The organism is Psychrobacter sp. Ps2 (assembly GCF_022129405.1).
GTDB lineage: Bacteria > Pseudomonadota > Gammaproteobacteria > Pseudomonadales > Moraxellaceae > Psychrobacter.
This window is the reverse complement of record NZ_JADQAM010000053.1, coordinates 76,868-91,475: the sequence shown is the minus strand read 5'-3', so window position 1 is coordinate 91,475 and position 14,608 is coordinate 76,868. Positions and strand designations below refer to the sequence as shown.

The 14,608-nt window shown below is 43.5% G+C and carries 11 protein-coding genes; 7 read left to right on the top strand and 4 right to left on the bottom strand.

All coding sequences use genetic code 11. The annotated features are described in order from the left end of the window. Window positions 1-337 precede the first annotated feature (337 nt). Both I3254_RS07835 and I3254_RS07830 read right to left on the bottom strand, forming a co-directional pair. The gene (locus tag I3254_RS07835; RefSeq protein WP_238052380.1) at window positions 338-2,467 is read right to left on the bottom strand and encodes a hypothetical protein; all 2,130 of its coding nucleotides are present in this window, start codon (window positions 2,465-2,467) and stop codon (window positions 338-340) included. Window positions 2,468-2,562: 95 nt separating this feature from the next. Continuing rightward, window positions 2,563-3,390: a helix-turn-helix domain-containing protein gene (locus tag I3254_RS07830; RefSeq protein WP_238052379.1), complete on the bottom strand. Its 828-nt coding sequence runs from the start codon at window positions 3,388-3,390 to the stop codon at window positions 2,563-2,565. A gap of 176 nt (window positions 3,391-3,566) precedes the next feature. Between I3254_RS07830 and I3254_RS07825 the strand changes: the two genes are divergently transcribed. The 3 genes from I3254_RS07825 to I3254_RS07815 all read left to right on the top strand — a co-directional run bounded on the left by I3254_RS07825 (window position 3,567) and on the right by I3254_RS07815 (window position 7,383). Further along, window positions 3,567-4,751 (top strand): acyl-CoA dehydrogenase, encoded by a 1,185-nt coding sequence (locus tag I3254_RS07825; protein ID WP_179799224.1) that lies wholly within the window; start codon window positions 3,567-3,569, stop codon window positions 4,749-4,751. Window positions 4,752-4,947: 196 nt separating this feature from the next. Next, window positions 4,948-6,165, top strand: a complete 1,218-nt coding sequence (locus I3254_RS07820) for a CaiB/BaiF CoA-transferase family protein (protein ID WP_238052378.1) — start codon at window positions 4,948-4,950, stop codon at window positions 6,163-6,165. A gap of 147 nt (window positions 6,166-6,312) precedes the next feature. Beyond that, the gene (locus I3254_RS07815) at window positions 6,313-7,383 is read left to right on the top strand and encodes a histone deacetylase family protein (protein ID WP_238052375.1); all 1,071 of its coding nucleotides are present in this window, start codon (window positions 6,313-6,315) and stop codon (window positions 7,381-7,383) included. A 74-nt stretch (window positions 7,384-7,457) separates the two neighbouring features. Here I3254_RS07815 and I3254_RS07810 read toward each other — a convergent pair whose 3' ends face one another. Further along, a complete protein-coding gene (locus tag I3254_RS07810) occupies window positions 7,458-8,219 on the bottom strand; it encodes an IclR family transcriptional regulator (RefSeq protein ID WP_238052374.1) in 762 nt (253 codons plus the stop codon). A gap of 220 nt (window positions 8,220-8,439) precedes the next feature. Here I3254_RS07810 and I3254_RS07805 point away from each other — a divergent pair, with 220 nt between their 5' ends. From I3254_RS07805 to I3254_RS07790, 4 genes are all read left to right on the top strand, one after another. Continuing rightward, window positions 8,440-9,903, top strand: a complete 1,464-nt coding sequence (locus I3254_RS07805) for an NAD-dependent succinate-semialdehyde dehydrogenase (protein WP_238052373.1) — start codon at window positions 8,440-8,442, stop codon at window positions 9,901-9,903. A gap of 201 nt (window positions 9,904-10,104) precedes the next feature. Then, complete coding sequence (gene gabT, locus I3254_RS07800; protein ID WP_201570042.1) at window positions 10,105-11,367, top strand: 4-aminobutyrate--2-oxoglutarate transaminase; 1,263 nt, start codon at window positions 10,105-10,107, stop codon at window positions 11,365-11,367. 87 nt (window positions 11,368-11,454) lie between these two features. Beyond that, on the top strand, window positions 11,455-11,631 hold the full coding sequence (locus I3254_RS07795) for a hypothetical protein (RefSeq protein ID WP_238052372.1): 177 nt from the start codon (window positions 11,455-11,457) through the stop codon (window positions 11,629-11,631). 60 nt (window positions 11,632-11,691) lie between these two features. Continuing rightward, on the top strand, window positions 11,692-13,134 hold the full coding sequence (locus I3254_RS07790) for an APC family permease (protein ID WP_101205684.1): 1,443 nt from the start codon (window positions 11,692-11,694) through the stop codon (window positions 13,132-13,134). 78 nt (window positions 13,135-13,212) lie between these two features. Here I3254_RS07790 and I3254_RS07785 read toward each other — a convergent pair whose 3' ends face one another. After that, a complete protein-coding gene (locus tag I3254_RS07785) occupies window positions 13,213-14,586 on the bottom strand; it encodes an NAD-dependent succinate-semialdehyde dehydrogenase (protein WP_238052371.1) in 1,374 nt (457 codons plus the stop codon). Between the last annotated feature and the right edge of the window lie 22 nt (window positions 14,587-14,608).

Sequence of the window (14,608 nt, the reverse complement as noted above, 5' to 3'; positions counted from 1 at the left end):
GCAATAAAGTGATTAAAAATAGCCCATATGTTACTTTAAACAGCGAAACCGTTGAGCAGGGTAGCCATAATATTTTAAGAAAATATCTAGATGAAGACATGCTGACAACTATTTATCCATTTGATGCGGTGCAACTGGCGTATGTGATTGAGGTATGTATCAGCTATAAAAACCAAGCGGCGGCGGGGCGCTATCTATACGCGAATTCGCGCGATAAATTAAAAAGCCCGAACGATAGCGATAGATTGCGTAAGTATCTAATGAAATTTGGGCTGAGGTTTGATGAGTTGAATCAATCCTTTATAAACTGTTGCAATGAAAGAGCTACTATAATCGATTATTCGAAGTATGTTTCCTTACACCTGTCGGTAAGCTCATTTCTTATACGATTATCAATTTCATCTATATCTTTGATTATAAGACCCATGTCTCGGAGCTTGCTGGTACGTTTTCCCACTAATTGATGAGTAGTATCAATCAAAGCAGATATTTCACCTGCTCTCATTCTTCTCTCCTCATCATTTATGACACTTATAATTTCCAACTCAACAGGTTCTAACATAATTTCTTGATTAAGTCTTTCTACCTCTTTTTTAAAGTCGTCAGAAAGGTTAGTTACTTCACATAATCCTTCTAAGCATGTAGGACATTTCCATTTATATAATTCTAAACTCGGCTTTAGTTCCATTGGATAACAGTTTCCACAACTATTACACTTAATTGTAGAGTTTTTGGAAAGAAACTGATGAACTGCTCTTGTGTACTCAAAACATCTTTGTTGAAAGTAATGTCTGAAAGGTCTGCCTAGAGGATAACCCCAGGCCATACGTTCACTTTCGCATAGACCCAAAAAAAATGCATATACTACAACGTCATCTCCATTTTTATTTCTCATATTTTTATATCTGGATAAGAAGAAGTTAGATTCCAGTGACGAAAACACATCTTCTAATTCAGGGCTAACAGTGAAATGGCTTGTCGGAGGTATACCCTGCAGTTCCGAAAAATAATTACCTCCAATTTCATTACCAGTAATTTTTTTTCTGATGTTCTTAGCTTCGTGAATAAGAGATTTTAAAAGTTCACTTTGATTATGCCTATCTAGTTTATTTTCGAAAGGCTCAAGAGCATACCTATTGAATCTATCAAAATACTTCTTTATAGTACTCTCGTAATATTTTCTTGAAGCCAGTTTGATAGAAGCAGAGGTGATTTTTTGAGATTTCGATACTCGATCTAAGTATAATGTTTGAAGTAAATAACCTATTATTCTAGGAACATTGAATGACGCTTGGAAAATAGCTTTCATTAACTCTGCTCTTTCTTCGTCAGTAGTAAAATCAAAGTAATCTTCTAGCACTACATCAAAAGCCTTGAATCTCGTTTCTAGAAGTCTATAAGCATAGTTAGAGGCCGACTTCTCCATTTCTTGTACTTCAGAAGCTTCATATAGGTCAGAAAAATCCAAACTGATTGTATCTACTTTGCTAGGGTCTATTCTTCCGTAGTAAACCCTACCAGGGTATGCTGCTACTTTTAGTTTCACTTTCTCATTACTTGAGTTGTTTAAAGGTGATAAAACAACATCTACAAACAATCTTTGATCTATAAAACTTAGTTCAGAAAAATCATCAAAGAAGACAACTAGTCTAGACATCCCAGACTCAGAAATAAGAGTTTGAATATCTTCAATTATTTTATTAAAAGGAAATGATTTAAAAACTATATCTGAATATTCATTGTATATTTCATTATCATCCAATGTTTTATCGAAGTCATTATAAGAACTACTAAGATCGCTATTTATTTCGACATTTGTTGGATTGATATTACCACTAGCCTTTATAGAGCTAGCAGTTCCATGAGAGTTTTCCTGTTGTTTTTTCGTTCTGATTTGACTACTGATTTTTTGAAGAATAGGAATTTCGTGTTGTTCTAATTTGGCACTTTTTACCTGCCTAGCTATTTCATTAAGACTAGCCATGAGTTCTTCGTACTGTCGTTTAATCCCTTTCCAACGTTCTAATAGTGTTATTTTTCCACTACTAACTTCAATTTCTTTTAAAAGTTCTGAAATAATTCGTCCAAGTATCTCCTTTCTTAATAAGTGTGAGCGGAATGTGATAGGAGATATATTATAGGTATCTAAGTTCGTAGGATTCGCTTCATTATTATGCAGTACATCAACTAGAGATTTTACATCTATGTACACTGATATTATGTTTTTTTCACTACGTAATACTGATTGTGCTTTGGCAAATACAGTGCTTTTACCAGTGCCCTTTCTGCCTATTAGAAAAGTTGTATTGCTAGACAATACTGAATTAAGTACTGCATTGCCAGGCAGTGCATCGACATAGAGCTGGTCTATAGGTTTGGCTCCTATATCCCTTTCAAAGTCTTTGAGTTCAGCTCTTCTGTATTGTCTTAATGATTCAGCAATTTTAGATAACTTTTCTATATCCATTTTAGGTTCCAAATGTCGGCAGTAGTTGATTATATTTATAATACTTTAAAATTTGTAATATGAATATCCCCTGGTTAATTCTAGTTTATTTTCTTTTAAACCCCACCACCAATCCGCTCCGCTAAGGCCTGCAATTTTGGCACTATCATCGCTGCATACTCATCCGCTTCCCAGTTAGCGCTTGGTACACTGGCATTCAGCGAATACGCGTATTGTCCTGTTGCAACATCATAGACCCCGACCGCGACTGCCAGTATATCAGTAGAAAATTCCCCATCAGACACGGTATAGCCGTATTTTTCATAATGCTCTGCTGCGCTAGCTAGGGCAGTTTGCGCATGGTTATAATCTTCAACAGACAAATTCTCTTGTAGATTACTAATGATGACCGCCTTTCTCGCTTGCGTACTTACCGCATAAAAAGCACGTCCAATGGCAGTGCGTGCGACAGGTACGGCGGAGCCAACCTGCAAGTTGACTGATAGGCGAGCAGGACTACGGCAACAGGCGTGATAGCGCATTTCTCCTTCGACTTCGGTCGCCAAATTCACTGATACTTCATTCTCACTGGCGAACTGCCGTAATAATGGTTCAGCCGCTGCCACCATATCGTGGCGACTCCATGCAGTCGCACTGAGACGTACCGCACTACTGCCCAATTGATACTGTCCGTGCTCAGTGACACGTAAAAACCCAAGCGTGGTTAAGGTATGGATAAGGCGAGTAATGGTTGCTTTTGGCAGATCTGTCATCTGACATAGCTGTTGATGGGTGAGCCGCTCATGGTGCTCAAAAGCTGCCAGTATGATTAGTCCCCGTCCCAATGCCGTCACAAACTGTCGGTCATTCTCTTCCTTGTTTTGACTCATTGTTGCATGCATGCGTTCGAGTAGCGGAGTAGCTTTTGATAAGGGTTTCGTCATTTTATACTCATATTTTTTTGATAAAGGTTTACAGGGCAGCGAAAGTTTGGTTAAATGGTTTTAAATTATGAAACTAAGTTTCGCACAGCGGAATAACGAAGTCAATGACTTGTTAGACCAAATGATGTATCAATCACTATTCGTCAGTCAGGATGACTGATACCAAGGAGATCCACATGGCAACATCTACTAGCCCACGTTTTGATTGGGAAGATCCTTTCTTGTTACGTGATCAGCTCACTGAAGAAGAGCGCATGGTCACCGACAGCGCGCGTCAGTTTTTTCAAAAAGAGCTGATGCCTGGCATTATTGAAGCCAATCGCAATGAGAATTTTGACCGTAATATCATGCGTCAAATGGGTGAAATGGGTCTGCTTGGTGTCACGATTGAAGGTTATGGCTGTGCTGGCTTATCAAGTGTCGCCTATGGTCTGATTGCCAAGGAAGTGGAAGCCGTTGATTCGGGCTACCGTTCAGCGATGAGTGTACAATCAAGCCTAGTGATGCATCCTATTTGGGCGTATGGCACAGAAGAGCAAAGAGAGCGTTATTTGCCTAAGCTTGCCACAGGTGAGTATGTAGGCTGCTTCGGTCTGACTGAGCCAGATTCAGGATCTGATCCTTCATCGATGTCTACTCGTGCGCGCGCTGTGGATGGCGGTTATGAGCTGACTGGCAATAAAATGTGGATCACCAACAGTCCTATCGCTGACGTATTCGTCGTGTGGGCAAAAGATGATGCTGGCGAGATTCGCGGTTTTGTTTTAGACAAAGGTATGAAAGGATTATCTGCGCCGAAAATCGAAGGCAAGTTCTCATTACGTGCATCAGTCACGGGTGAGATTGTCATGGACAAAGTATTCGTCCCTGAAGCCAATGCTTTCCCAGATATCCGTGGTCTAAAAGGGCCATTTGGCTGCTTGAACAAAGCCCGCTATGGTATCGCTTGGGGTTCGATGGGTGCGGCAGAATTCTGTTGGAAAGCCGCTCGTCAGTACACGCTCGATCGTAAGCAGTTTGGTCGTCCGCTAGCCGCAACGCAGCTGGTACAGTTGAAGCTGGCCAATATGCAGACAGAAATCACCTTAGGTCTACAAGCAGCGCTACGTGTCGGTCGTTTGATGGATGAAGACAACGCAGCGCCTGAAATGATTTCACTTATTAAGCGTAATAACTGCGGCAAGGCACTTGATATCGCTCGCATCGCTCGTGACATGCATGGCGGTAACGGTATCTCTGATGAGTTCCATATCATCCGTCACGTGATGAACTTGGAAGCCGTCAATACTTACGAGGGTACACATGATATTCATGCGCTTATCCTAGGCCGTGCACAGACAGGCATTCAAGCGTTCTTTTAAACGTTTTTAGCTAATAGTTTTTGGTACAACTGTATTTTATGACGTACGTTACTGCTTGGCTTTTTATCAAAAGAGCATTAACAGTAGCGTACGTTTTTCAGTTGTTCTTCATGATGTAACGGTTAAATAGCTAAATCATGAATAACAATTTTATGATTAAAAAGTCAAAAAATACGCCACACAATAAGGGATTATTATGACTGTCGATAGTAACAGCAATGACTTGGCAAAGGGCGCATTGCATGGTATCAAAGTGCTTGATTTATCGAGAGTGTTGGCAGGGCCTTCTTGTACCCAAGTACTTGCTGATCTGGGTGCCGAAGTCATCAAGGTTGAGCGTCCTCATATCGGTGATGAGACGCGTCATTGGGCACCGCCAACATTCAGCGATGATACCTCTGCTTATTACGCTACCATTAACCGCAATAAAAAATCACTGACGGTAGATATCACTACGCCAATAGGGCAAACCATTATTAAACAGCTAATCGCTGACAGTGATATTTTGGTCGAAAACTTCAAAGTCGGTGGTCTGAAAAAATATGGCTTGGATTATGACAGCTTAAAACAAGACAATCCGCGTCTGATTTATGCGTCATTGACAGGGTTTGGGCAGACAGGTCCCGATGCCGCGCGCCCTGGTTACGATTATATTATCCAAGGTCTGTCAGGTCTGATGAGTATCACGGGTCCTAGTGATGGCGAACCACACAAAGTTGGTGTCGCAGTGGTTGATTTGTTTGCAGGTTTGCAGTTGACCATTGGTATTCAAGCGGCACTACTGGCACGTCAAAATACGGGTGTTGGTCAACACGTTGATGTGGCATTGCTCGATAGTGCGCTCGCCATGCTGGCTAATGTCGGTATGAATCATTTGGCCTCAGATAAGATACCGCCAAGGTTGGGCAATCAGCATCCTAATATCGTGCCGTATCAAGTATTTGCGGGCGAGGGCGATCAGCACTTTATTTTAGCTTGCGGCAATGACAGTCAATTTGCCAAACTGTGTGACGTACTCGCAGTTGATTGGCATACCGATGAGCGTTTTACGACCAATCCACAACGCGTTGCCAATCGCGAACTGCTGTGCCGTGATCTGACTAAGCATTTTGCCAAGAAACCACGCACTTATTGGTTAGAAGTTTTAGATCAAGCAGGTATTCCATGCGGTGCGATTCATAACGTAGCTGAGGCCTTGGCCATGCCGCAAGCGCAAGCAAGGAATATGATTGTTAATTTCACCGAGCAAGGCAGTCCAGTACGCGCACTTGGTAACCCTATCAAGTTATCCGCATCACCAGTCAGCTATCGCACGCCGCCACCGCAGTTGAGCGAGCATACTGATAGTACACTTGCTAAACTGGGCTATGACAGCGAGATGATCGCAAAGCTAAAAGCCGATGGAATTGTTTAAAGTAGCGTCGGCAGCCGTATATTTACAGCGATAGAGACTAAACACACAAGCTAGAAAATGGAACTTCTTAAAAAAAACAATGTTAAATAAAGCAGTATCCCAATCAATAATGTAAAACCAAGTAGTGTCAAACAAGGAATGTTGAGCATGAAAATATACAGCCATGAAAATCTAAGTCTGCATAGACCGTTACCTTATTTTTCTTATGGGAAAATGCACGAACCGTTAGAAATACCAGAGCGTATGGTTGAGCTGTTGAAAGCACCAGTGGCTTTGGGTCTAGAAGTCACTACTGCTACCGATGTTGGCATCGCACCAATATTGGCGGTTCATGACTTTGGTTATGTTGAGTTTCTTAAGCATGGCTATGATGAGTGGATGGCGGTCGATGAAGATTTGGGCGCGCAGGTGCAGACAGGAATTTATGTGCCGTATGACAACCCCGGTATAGGCATCATGGCAAGAGCGGCGAAGTATCAAGCGGATGACAGTGCGCCCATTAGTGAGCATTCTTGGACATCTATCTATTGGTCGGCGCAAACAGCACTTAACGCAGCCGAAGCACTGCTAAATGATAAGGCAACAGACACCGAGCGTGCTGACAGTCATATACAGCTTTGCTTTTCACGGCCGCCTGGTCATCATGCTCGCAAAAGCGCCGCGGGTGGATTTTGTTATCTGAATAACGCTGCCATCATCGCTGAACATCTACGCCAGAAATATGCAAAAATTGCCATTATCGATACGGATATGCACCATGGACAGGGTATTCAAGAAATATTCTATGACCGTAAAGACGTGCTTTATACTTCAGTACATGGCGACCCCGTTAACTTCTACCCAGCAGTAACAGGGCACGCGTTTGAAAAAGGCATAGGCGAGGGCGAAGGTTACAACATCAATTTCCCGATGCCACATGGCACCGATGAAGTGAGATTTTTTGAGTATATTGATAAGTCTATCGAGGCAATGACCCTATTTGACCCTGATGTTATCGTTCATGTCTTGGGGTTTGATGTTTATGAAAACGACCCAGAAGCGAGATGCGCCGTCAGTACGGAAGGGTTTAAAGTATTGGCGCAAAAGATGAAAGAGCTAAACAAGCCATTGATTGTCTTGGTTGAAGGTGGCTATTATATTCAAAAGCTCAATGACAACCTGCAAGCATTCCTATTAGGACTGATGGACGAGAACAGCAATAGTGGCAGTAATATTTAAATAAAATTGAAAGTAATAAAATAGGTCGCAGAGTGTAGGAGTAAACACTGCGACCTATTTTTTATAGATTCCTATCAATTTGCCGTAAAGCCTAAATGCTGCTCAATTTGCTCCGCCAATTCAATCAATACTGCACTGACCTCAGCCCGTTTAGACTCATACTCTCCTTGCAAAAAACTCACGGCCATACCAGCAACCGCATTGCCTGACGCATTACGAATATAAGTGCCCAAGCAGTACATTCCATCGCGCAATTGTCCATCATCGAGAGACACTCGGCTTTCTTGTATCACCGCAAGCTCAGTTGCCAAATCGGTAAAATTCTTGACCCCATGCTGGGTCATCGGCATTGGAAACGTATCTTTATACAATGATTTGATGCTGTCCATCGACAACGTCGATAGCATGGCTTTGCCTGTCGCCGAAAATACTGCAGGTACACGAACGCCTGCACGAAAAGTAAAGCCAAGCGGCGCAGGGGACTCATGACAAGCCAAAAATACTACCTCTCCCAAGTCCAGTTTTGACAAGGTCACTGTGTGCTGAAGAAGTACCGGATACTGCACAATCAAATCTTTAAACAACTGTACCACGCCTTGCTGCTGCTCGTACTTGCCTGCCCAATACATCAAATATGAACCCAAATAAAAACGGCTTTCAGGGTCTTTATAAATGACATGTTTGGACAATAGACTCTGCAAAATGTTGTGAGTGGAGCTGCGAGGTAGCCCCAGTTCCTTAGCGATATGAGCCGCTGTCAGAGGCTGTGAGCTATCGGTAATCAAGTCCAAAATCTGAAACGTTTTGTCTAGCGCAGGCACGGCAGTCGAGCTCATAAATAACCTATAAAGTGAAATAAAAGAAAGAAGTACAAGATAATTTTTAAAATAATGAGATTAAGGGTTGCAAATCGCGTCATATCGTTCTTATAATGACGTCTCGTATATAGAATACGTGTTCAGTATATTGAACAAATAACGAATTATCAATAATTATTTACGACTTACCATTGTATCCATTCTTATAAATACATCCTATATGACAAGGAGCGTCAACATGTCACACGCGCTGCAGTTATCAAATCCAGATTTACTCAAACAATCTTGCTTCATTAAAGACGGCTGGCATGCTGCTAGTGATGAAGCTGTGCTTGATGTCAACAATCCTTTTAATGGTGAGCTCATTGGTACTGTACCAAGTCTCACCACAGAAGATGTTAACGAAGCCGTTGCTTACGCTCATGATGTCCAAGCAGACTGGGCAGCAAAAACAGCCAAAGAGCGTGCAGAGTTATTGCAAAAGTGGGCTGATCTAATCGATGCCAATAAAGAAGATTTGGCCATAATTATGACCGCTGAGCAAGGTAAGCCACTAACTGAGTCACGTGGTGAAGTAGGTTATGCCAACAGCTTTATCCGTTGGTTTGCTGAAGAAGGCAAACGCGTCTATGGTGATGTGATTCCTGCTAATAGCACACAGCTACGTCATGTCGTTCTTAAGCAGCCAGTTGGTGTTTGTGCCGCTATCACGCCTTGGAACTTCCCAGCTGCGATGATCACGCGCAAAGTCGCGCCAGCGCTCGCCGCAGGCTGTACGATTATCGTCAAACCTGCTACTGAGACACCGTATTCGGCATTGGCACTTGGTGTGTTGGCAGAACAAGCAGGTATTCCTGCTGGCGTCATTCAGGTCGTAACCGGTAAATCTTCTGTCATCGGCGACATCTTAACGGGTGATGCACGCATTCATAAGCTGTCATTTACAGGTTCTACAGAAGTAGGTCGTACGCTGATGGCACAATGCGCACCGACTATTAAGAAGCTGTCGTTAGAGCTGGGTGGCAATGCGCCATTTATCGTCTTTGATGATGCCGATCTAGAGAAAGCCGCTGCTGGTTTAATCGCTTCTAAATATCGTAATGCTGGTCAGACCTGTGTCTGCGCCAACCGCGTATATGTTCAAGACAGTATCAAAGATAAATTCTTAGATATCTTTGTCAAAAAAGTCGCTGAATTAAAAGTAGGTAACGGCTTAGAAGAAGGCGTAGATATCGGCCCTCTTATCAACAAAAAAGCGTTAGATAAAGTCCAAGCCTTGTTAAAAGATGCGCTAGATAAAGGCGCAAAACTGGTCACTGGTGGTAGTATCAATGACTCATCAGAGCTGACTTATAACCCAACGGTTATCACGGATATTAGTAGTGACATGGACATCGCTTCTGAAGAAATCTTTGGACCAATTGCAACCATCTTTACCTTCAAAGACGAAGCAGAAGTTATCCGTGCTGCTAACGATACTATCTATGGCTTGGCCGCTTACTTCTATAGTAGTGACTATGCACGTTCATGGCGCGTTACCGAAGGTCTTGAGTACGGCATCATCGGTCACAACACGGGTTTGATTTCTACAGAAGTTGCCCCATTTGGCGGTGTGAAGCAGTCTGGCTTTGGCCGTGAAGGCTCAAAATACGGCATCGAAGACTATATCACGACCAAATACTGGTGTTCTGATATCACCTAATAGCCATAACCTAATGAGTTGGCTTAATGGTTAGCACAGTAACAATTAAAAAAGTATCAATTAGCGCAAATTTTTGGATATCTGTGGTGTTTTGGGTCAACCAATCACCATTTGATATCTACTAAGTACAAAAACAGACATCAAATGAACCGCCAATCTTTAGATGGCACTTATGTTACGAACAAAGAAAAGGACATTCCCATGACGACTACCAATCAATCATTACTTGAGCGCCGCAAAGCTGTTTTACCAACAGGACTTGGGGTTGCCTTTCCTATCTTTGCAGAAAAAGCAAAGAACTCAGAAATCTGGGACATCGAAGGCAAGCGCTATATCGACTTTGTCGGTGGTATCTCAGTATTGAACACGGGTCACAGCCATCCAAAAATCACCCAACGTGTCCATGAGCAGTTAGACAAATTTACGCATACTGCGGCGCAAATGATTAACTACGAATGCTATGTGGACTTGGCTGAAAAGCTATGCGAAAAAGCGCCTATCAGCGGCGATACCAAAGCATTCTTTTTGACCACTGGCGCAGAAGCCGTTGAAAACTGCATCAAGATTGCTCGTGCTAAAACCCGTCGTCCAGGCGTGATTTCTTTTGTTGGTGGCTGGCATGGTCGTACCATGATGTGTATGAGCCTGACAGGCAAAGTACTACCATACAAAAAGAACTTTGGCCCGATGCCAGGACCTGTATTCCATGCGTTGTTCCCTGCAGAAGAGTTGAACGTAACAGAAGCGCAAGCATTACATAGCCTTGACATGATCTTCCAAGCAGATATCGATCCTAGTGAAGTGGCTGCAATGATCATTGAGCCAGTCCAAGGTGAGGGTGGTTTCCATCAAGTAACGCCGTCATTTGCCAAAGCCTTGCGCGAGATTTGTGATGAGCATGGCATCGTGCTTATTTTTGACGAAGTACAGTGTGGTTTCGCCAGAACCGGTACGTTGTTCGCCACTGAACAGCTAGGCGTTGAGCCTGATCTAATGACTGCTGCGAAGAGTTTGGCGGGTGGTTATCCTATCTCTGCGGTCATCGGTCGTGCTGACATCATGGATGCGCCGCAAGTAGGCGGCTTGGGCGGTACTTACTCTGGTAACCCACTTGCTTGTGTGGCGGCGCTTGCTGTTATGGAAGTGATCGAAGAAGAAAACTTACTTGAGCGTAGTATCGAGATTGGCGATACCATTGCTTCATTCTTAAAAGGCTTGAACCTTAGCAGTATCGGTCATATCCGTCATAAGGGCGCTATGCTAGCGTTTGAATTGATTGATAGCGAAGGCAAACCTGATGCAGCCGCCGCAGCCAATCTAAAAGCAAAATCATTTGAGCAAGGTTTGCTACTAGCGTCTTGTGGTATGTATGGCAATGCCATTCGTGTGATGGTGCCATTGACGGTTGAAGATGAAGTGCTACAAGAAGGCCTTGATATCATCAAAGGTATTCTAACGGCATAAGCAATACTGAGTGTTATTTACTTTAGCGATGGAGCGCTTTTAACCAAGTACAGCTAGTTCAAGTACCGATATTGGTTAAAAGATTGTATGAAAGATAACGGCAAGGTTGCCCTTATAACACTCGCTTTGAGTGAGTTTTTTAACGGCGCCTTGCAAGTCAAGACGCCGTTTTTGTTTTTGCTGTTTGAATACTATACCGACGGCAAAGTTAAACTTTGCGGCGACGCGACAGACACAACAAACATGATGGGTATGATCCCATGAAACAAAAATAGTGTAGCTGTAACAGGCTCACACGGATGAAACACAGACAAGGAGTAGGTTATGTCTGAATTAAAAAAGTCGCTAGGGGTGTTCGATATCATTGCACTGGCATTCGGTGCAATGGTCGGTTGGGGCTGGGTTGTACTGGCAGGTAGTTGGATCATCTCGGCAGGTATATGGGGCGCAATTAGCGCCTTTTTAATAGGCGGTCTGGTAGTCGTATTGATTGGTGTGACGTATGCTGAACTTGCGGCCTCCATGCCAATTACTGGCGGTGAGCATACTTATACCCACCGAGCACTAGGGGTCAATGTCTCCTTTATTTGCTCATGGAGTATTTTGTTTGGTTATTTTTCCGTCGTTGCTTTTGAAGCAGTAGCACTGCCCACCGTCGTCGAATACATTATTCCTAATTATAGCCAAGGGTATCTTTGGAATGTTGCTGGCTGGGATGTTTACGCCACTTGGGTAGGCGTCGGGATGCTTGGCTCAGTGATTGTTACTTGGCTGAACATACGCGGTATGGAAGTCAGCGCGTGGTTTCAAAAAACAGCAGTCGTCGGTATCTTTCTAGTTGGTATATTACTGTTCGTAGGGGCGTTACTGTTCAGTCCTGAAACTTCTAATACCGTACAAGCGCCTAACTTTATTGGCGGTATGGGTGGCATCATGACGGTGATGGTAATGGTACCGTTCTTGTTCGTTGGCTTCGATGTCATTCCCCAAGCGGCAGAAGAAATCAATCTATCTCGTCCGAACATCGGTAAGTTTTTGATTGTCTCTATTATTATTGCGGTGCTGTGGTATGTAGCAGTCGCTTGGAGTGTGGGTAAGACTTTACCGCTATTACAAGCACAAGACTCAACATTGGCAACGGCTGATGCGATGACCAATGCTTGGAATGGTAAGTGGGCAGGCACCTTGCTCGTTATTGGCGGTGTACTGGGTATTTTATCGAGCTGGAATGCGTTTCTTATCGGTGGTAGTCGTCTGCTATATGCTATGGGCAAAACGCACATGTTGCCACAGTTTTTATGCAAACTGCATCCAAAATACAATACGCCCGTTAATGCGATTTTATTGATCGGTGGTCTCGCGACACTTGCGCCATTATTTGGTCGCAAAATGCTGGTATGGATTGTGGATGCTGGTGGGTTCGGTATCGTTATTGCTTATACCTGTGTGGCTCTTTCATTCTTAGTGCTGCGCTACCGTGAGCCTGATATGGTGCGTCCGTTTAGAGTACCAGCAGGTAAATTGGTTGGTATTATCACCATTATCCTAAGTCTTGGCATGTTGGCACTATATCTACCAGGTATGCCCTCGGCACTTGTCGCTATTGAGTGGTGGATTTTCCTTGGCTGGATCGTACTTGGTGGGGTATTGTACGGTTATGCTACGATGAAGAATCCTGGTAAGAGTAAAGATATTATGGATCACGAGCTGCGCGAGCTAAAAACGGCTAACCAGCAATGGTTAAAAGAAAATCCATATAAAAAGTAGACTTACTTTAATTAGCATTCATAAAAAAGCCTAACGTCAAACGTTAGGCTTTTTTTATTTCACTAAGGTTTTAATCTATTAAGACTTATCACGAATCAGCTTATAGTTTAAGAACTCAGTGATACCAAGCGTGCCAAGCTCACGGCCAAAGCCTGAACGTTTAACACCGCCAAATGGCGTATTGGCTTCGGTACCAGACGGCGCGTTGATAGTGACCATGCCCACTTCTAATTTATCAGCGATTTCAGCAGCCAGTGCCGCATCTTGCGTTTGGATAGACGCACCCAAACCGAAAGGCACATCGTTGGCAATCTTGATAGCATGGTCGATATCATTTGCTTTATAGACGACTGCTACAGGACCAAACAGCTCTTCACGATATACATCCATGGATTCAGTTACATCTGTCAGTACCGCAGGCTTAAACCAAGCACCAGGCTTGTCTTTGTCCATGCCGCCTTCTACTAATACTGTCGCACCTGCTTGAATAGCACTGTCTAACTGCGCTTGCAAGTTGACCGCAGCGGCTTTTGATGACATTGGGCCAATAAACGTATCTTCTTTGAGCGGATCGGCCAAAGTCATGTTGCTGACCGCATTGGTAAAGCCTTCGACGAATTTGTCATAGACTGATTCAATGACGATCAAACGCTTGGCTGCGTTACAGGCTTGTCCAGTATTACCAAAACGACCAGAGATAGCGCCTTGTATCGCTTGTTCGATATCGGCATCGGCTGCGACGATAAAGGCATCTGAACCACCCAATTCTAAAACGACTTTTTTGAGTGCGCCGCCAGCTTCTTTTGCCACGGCTTGTCCAGCGCGTTCAGAACCTGTTAGCGAGACACCTTGTACGCGTGTGTCATTGATAATGGTCGCTGATTGCTCATTGGTTGCAAAGATATTGTTATAAACGCCTTCAGGTACGCCTGCATCTTTGAAGATATCGACGATGACTTCTGCGGTGTTTGGACACTGCGGTGCGTGTTTTAGAATAATTGTATTACCCGCCATAAAGTTTGGCGCGACAAAACGGGCTACTTGGTAATGTGGATAGTTCCACGGCATGATACCTAATAGCGCGCCTACAGGGTGTTTTTCTACCGATGCTGATCCTGAATCAACGTCAATGGTACTGGTTGCCAGTAGCTGCTCAGCGTTATCTGCATAGTAGCGATAGATATCAGCCACCAGACCAATTTCGCCTTTTGCTTGGGCAACAGGTTTGCCCATCTCATTTGCAACGATACGTGATAGCTCGTCTTGACGCTCAAGATAGATATCAGCGATTTTATGCAGTAATGCACTGCGCTCATTTAATGGCACTTTACGCCAGTCTTGATAAGCGGTATCTGCTTGCTCAATGACTTGTTGGATATCTTGTTCAGTGGCGGTAGGGTAAGTGGCTTCTAGTTCGCCAGTGGCTGGATTGTTGATTTGATAATCGCTCATACTTTTTCCTTATTTTTAGCGT

Bases quoted from the DNA above. Each gene is read 5' to 3' on its own strand.
- I3254_RS07835 (WP_238052380.1), bottom strand. From the start codon at position 2,467: ATGGATATAGAAAAGTTATCTAAAATTGCTGAATCATTAAGACAATAC.
- I3254_RS07830 (WP_238052379.1), bottom strand. From the start codon at position 3,390: ATGACGAAACCCTTATCAAAAGCTACTCCGCTACTCGAACGCATGCAT.
- I3254_RS07825 (WP_179799224.1), top strand. From the start codon at position 3,567: ATGGCAACATCTACTAGCCCACGTTTTGATTGGGAAGATCCTTTCTTG.
- I3254_RS07820 (WP_238052378.1), top strand. From the start codon at position 4,948: ATGACTGTCGATAGTAACAGCAATGACTTGGCAAAGGGCGCATTGCAT.
- I3254_RS07815 (WP_238052375.1), top strand. From the start codon at position 6,313: ATGAAAATATACAGCCATGAAAATCTAAGTCTGCATAGACCGTTACCT.
- I3254_RS07810 (WP_238052374.1), bottom strand. From the start codon at position 8,219: ATGAGCTCGACTGCCGTGCCTGCGCTAGACAAAACGTTTCAGATTTTG.
- I3254_RS07805 (WP_238052373.1), top strand. From the start codon at position 8,440: ATGTCACACGCGCTGCAGTTATCAAATCCAGATTTACTCAAACAATCT.
- gabT (WP_201570042.1), top strand. From the start codon at position 10,105: ATGACGACTACCAATCAATCATTACTTGAGCGCCGCAAAGCTGTTTTA.
- I3254_RS07795 (WP_238052372.1), top strand. From the start codon at position 11,455: ATGAAAGATAACGGCAAGGTTGCCCTTATAACACTCGCTTTGAGTGAG.
- I3254_RS07790 (WP_101205684.1), top strand. From the start codon at position 11,692: ATGTCTGAATTAAAAAAGTCGCTAGGGGTGTTCGATATCATTGCACTG.
- I3254_RS07785 (WP_238052371.1), bottom strand. From the start codon at position 14,586: ATGAGCGATTATCAAATCAACAATCCAGCCACTGGCGAACTAGAAGCC.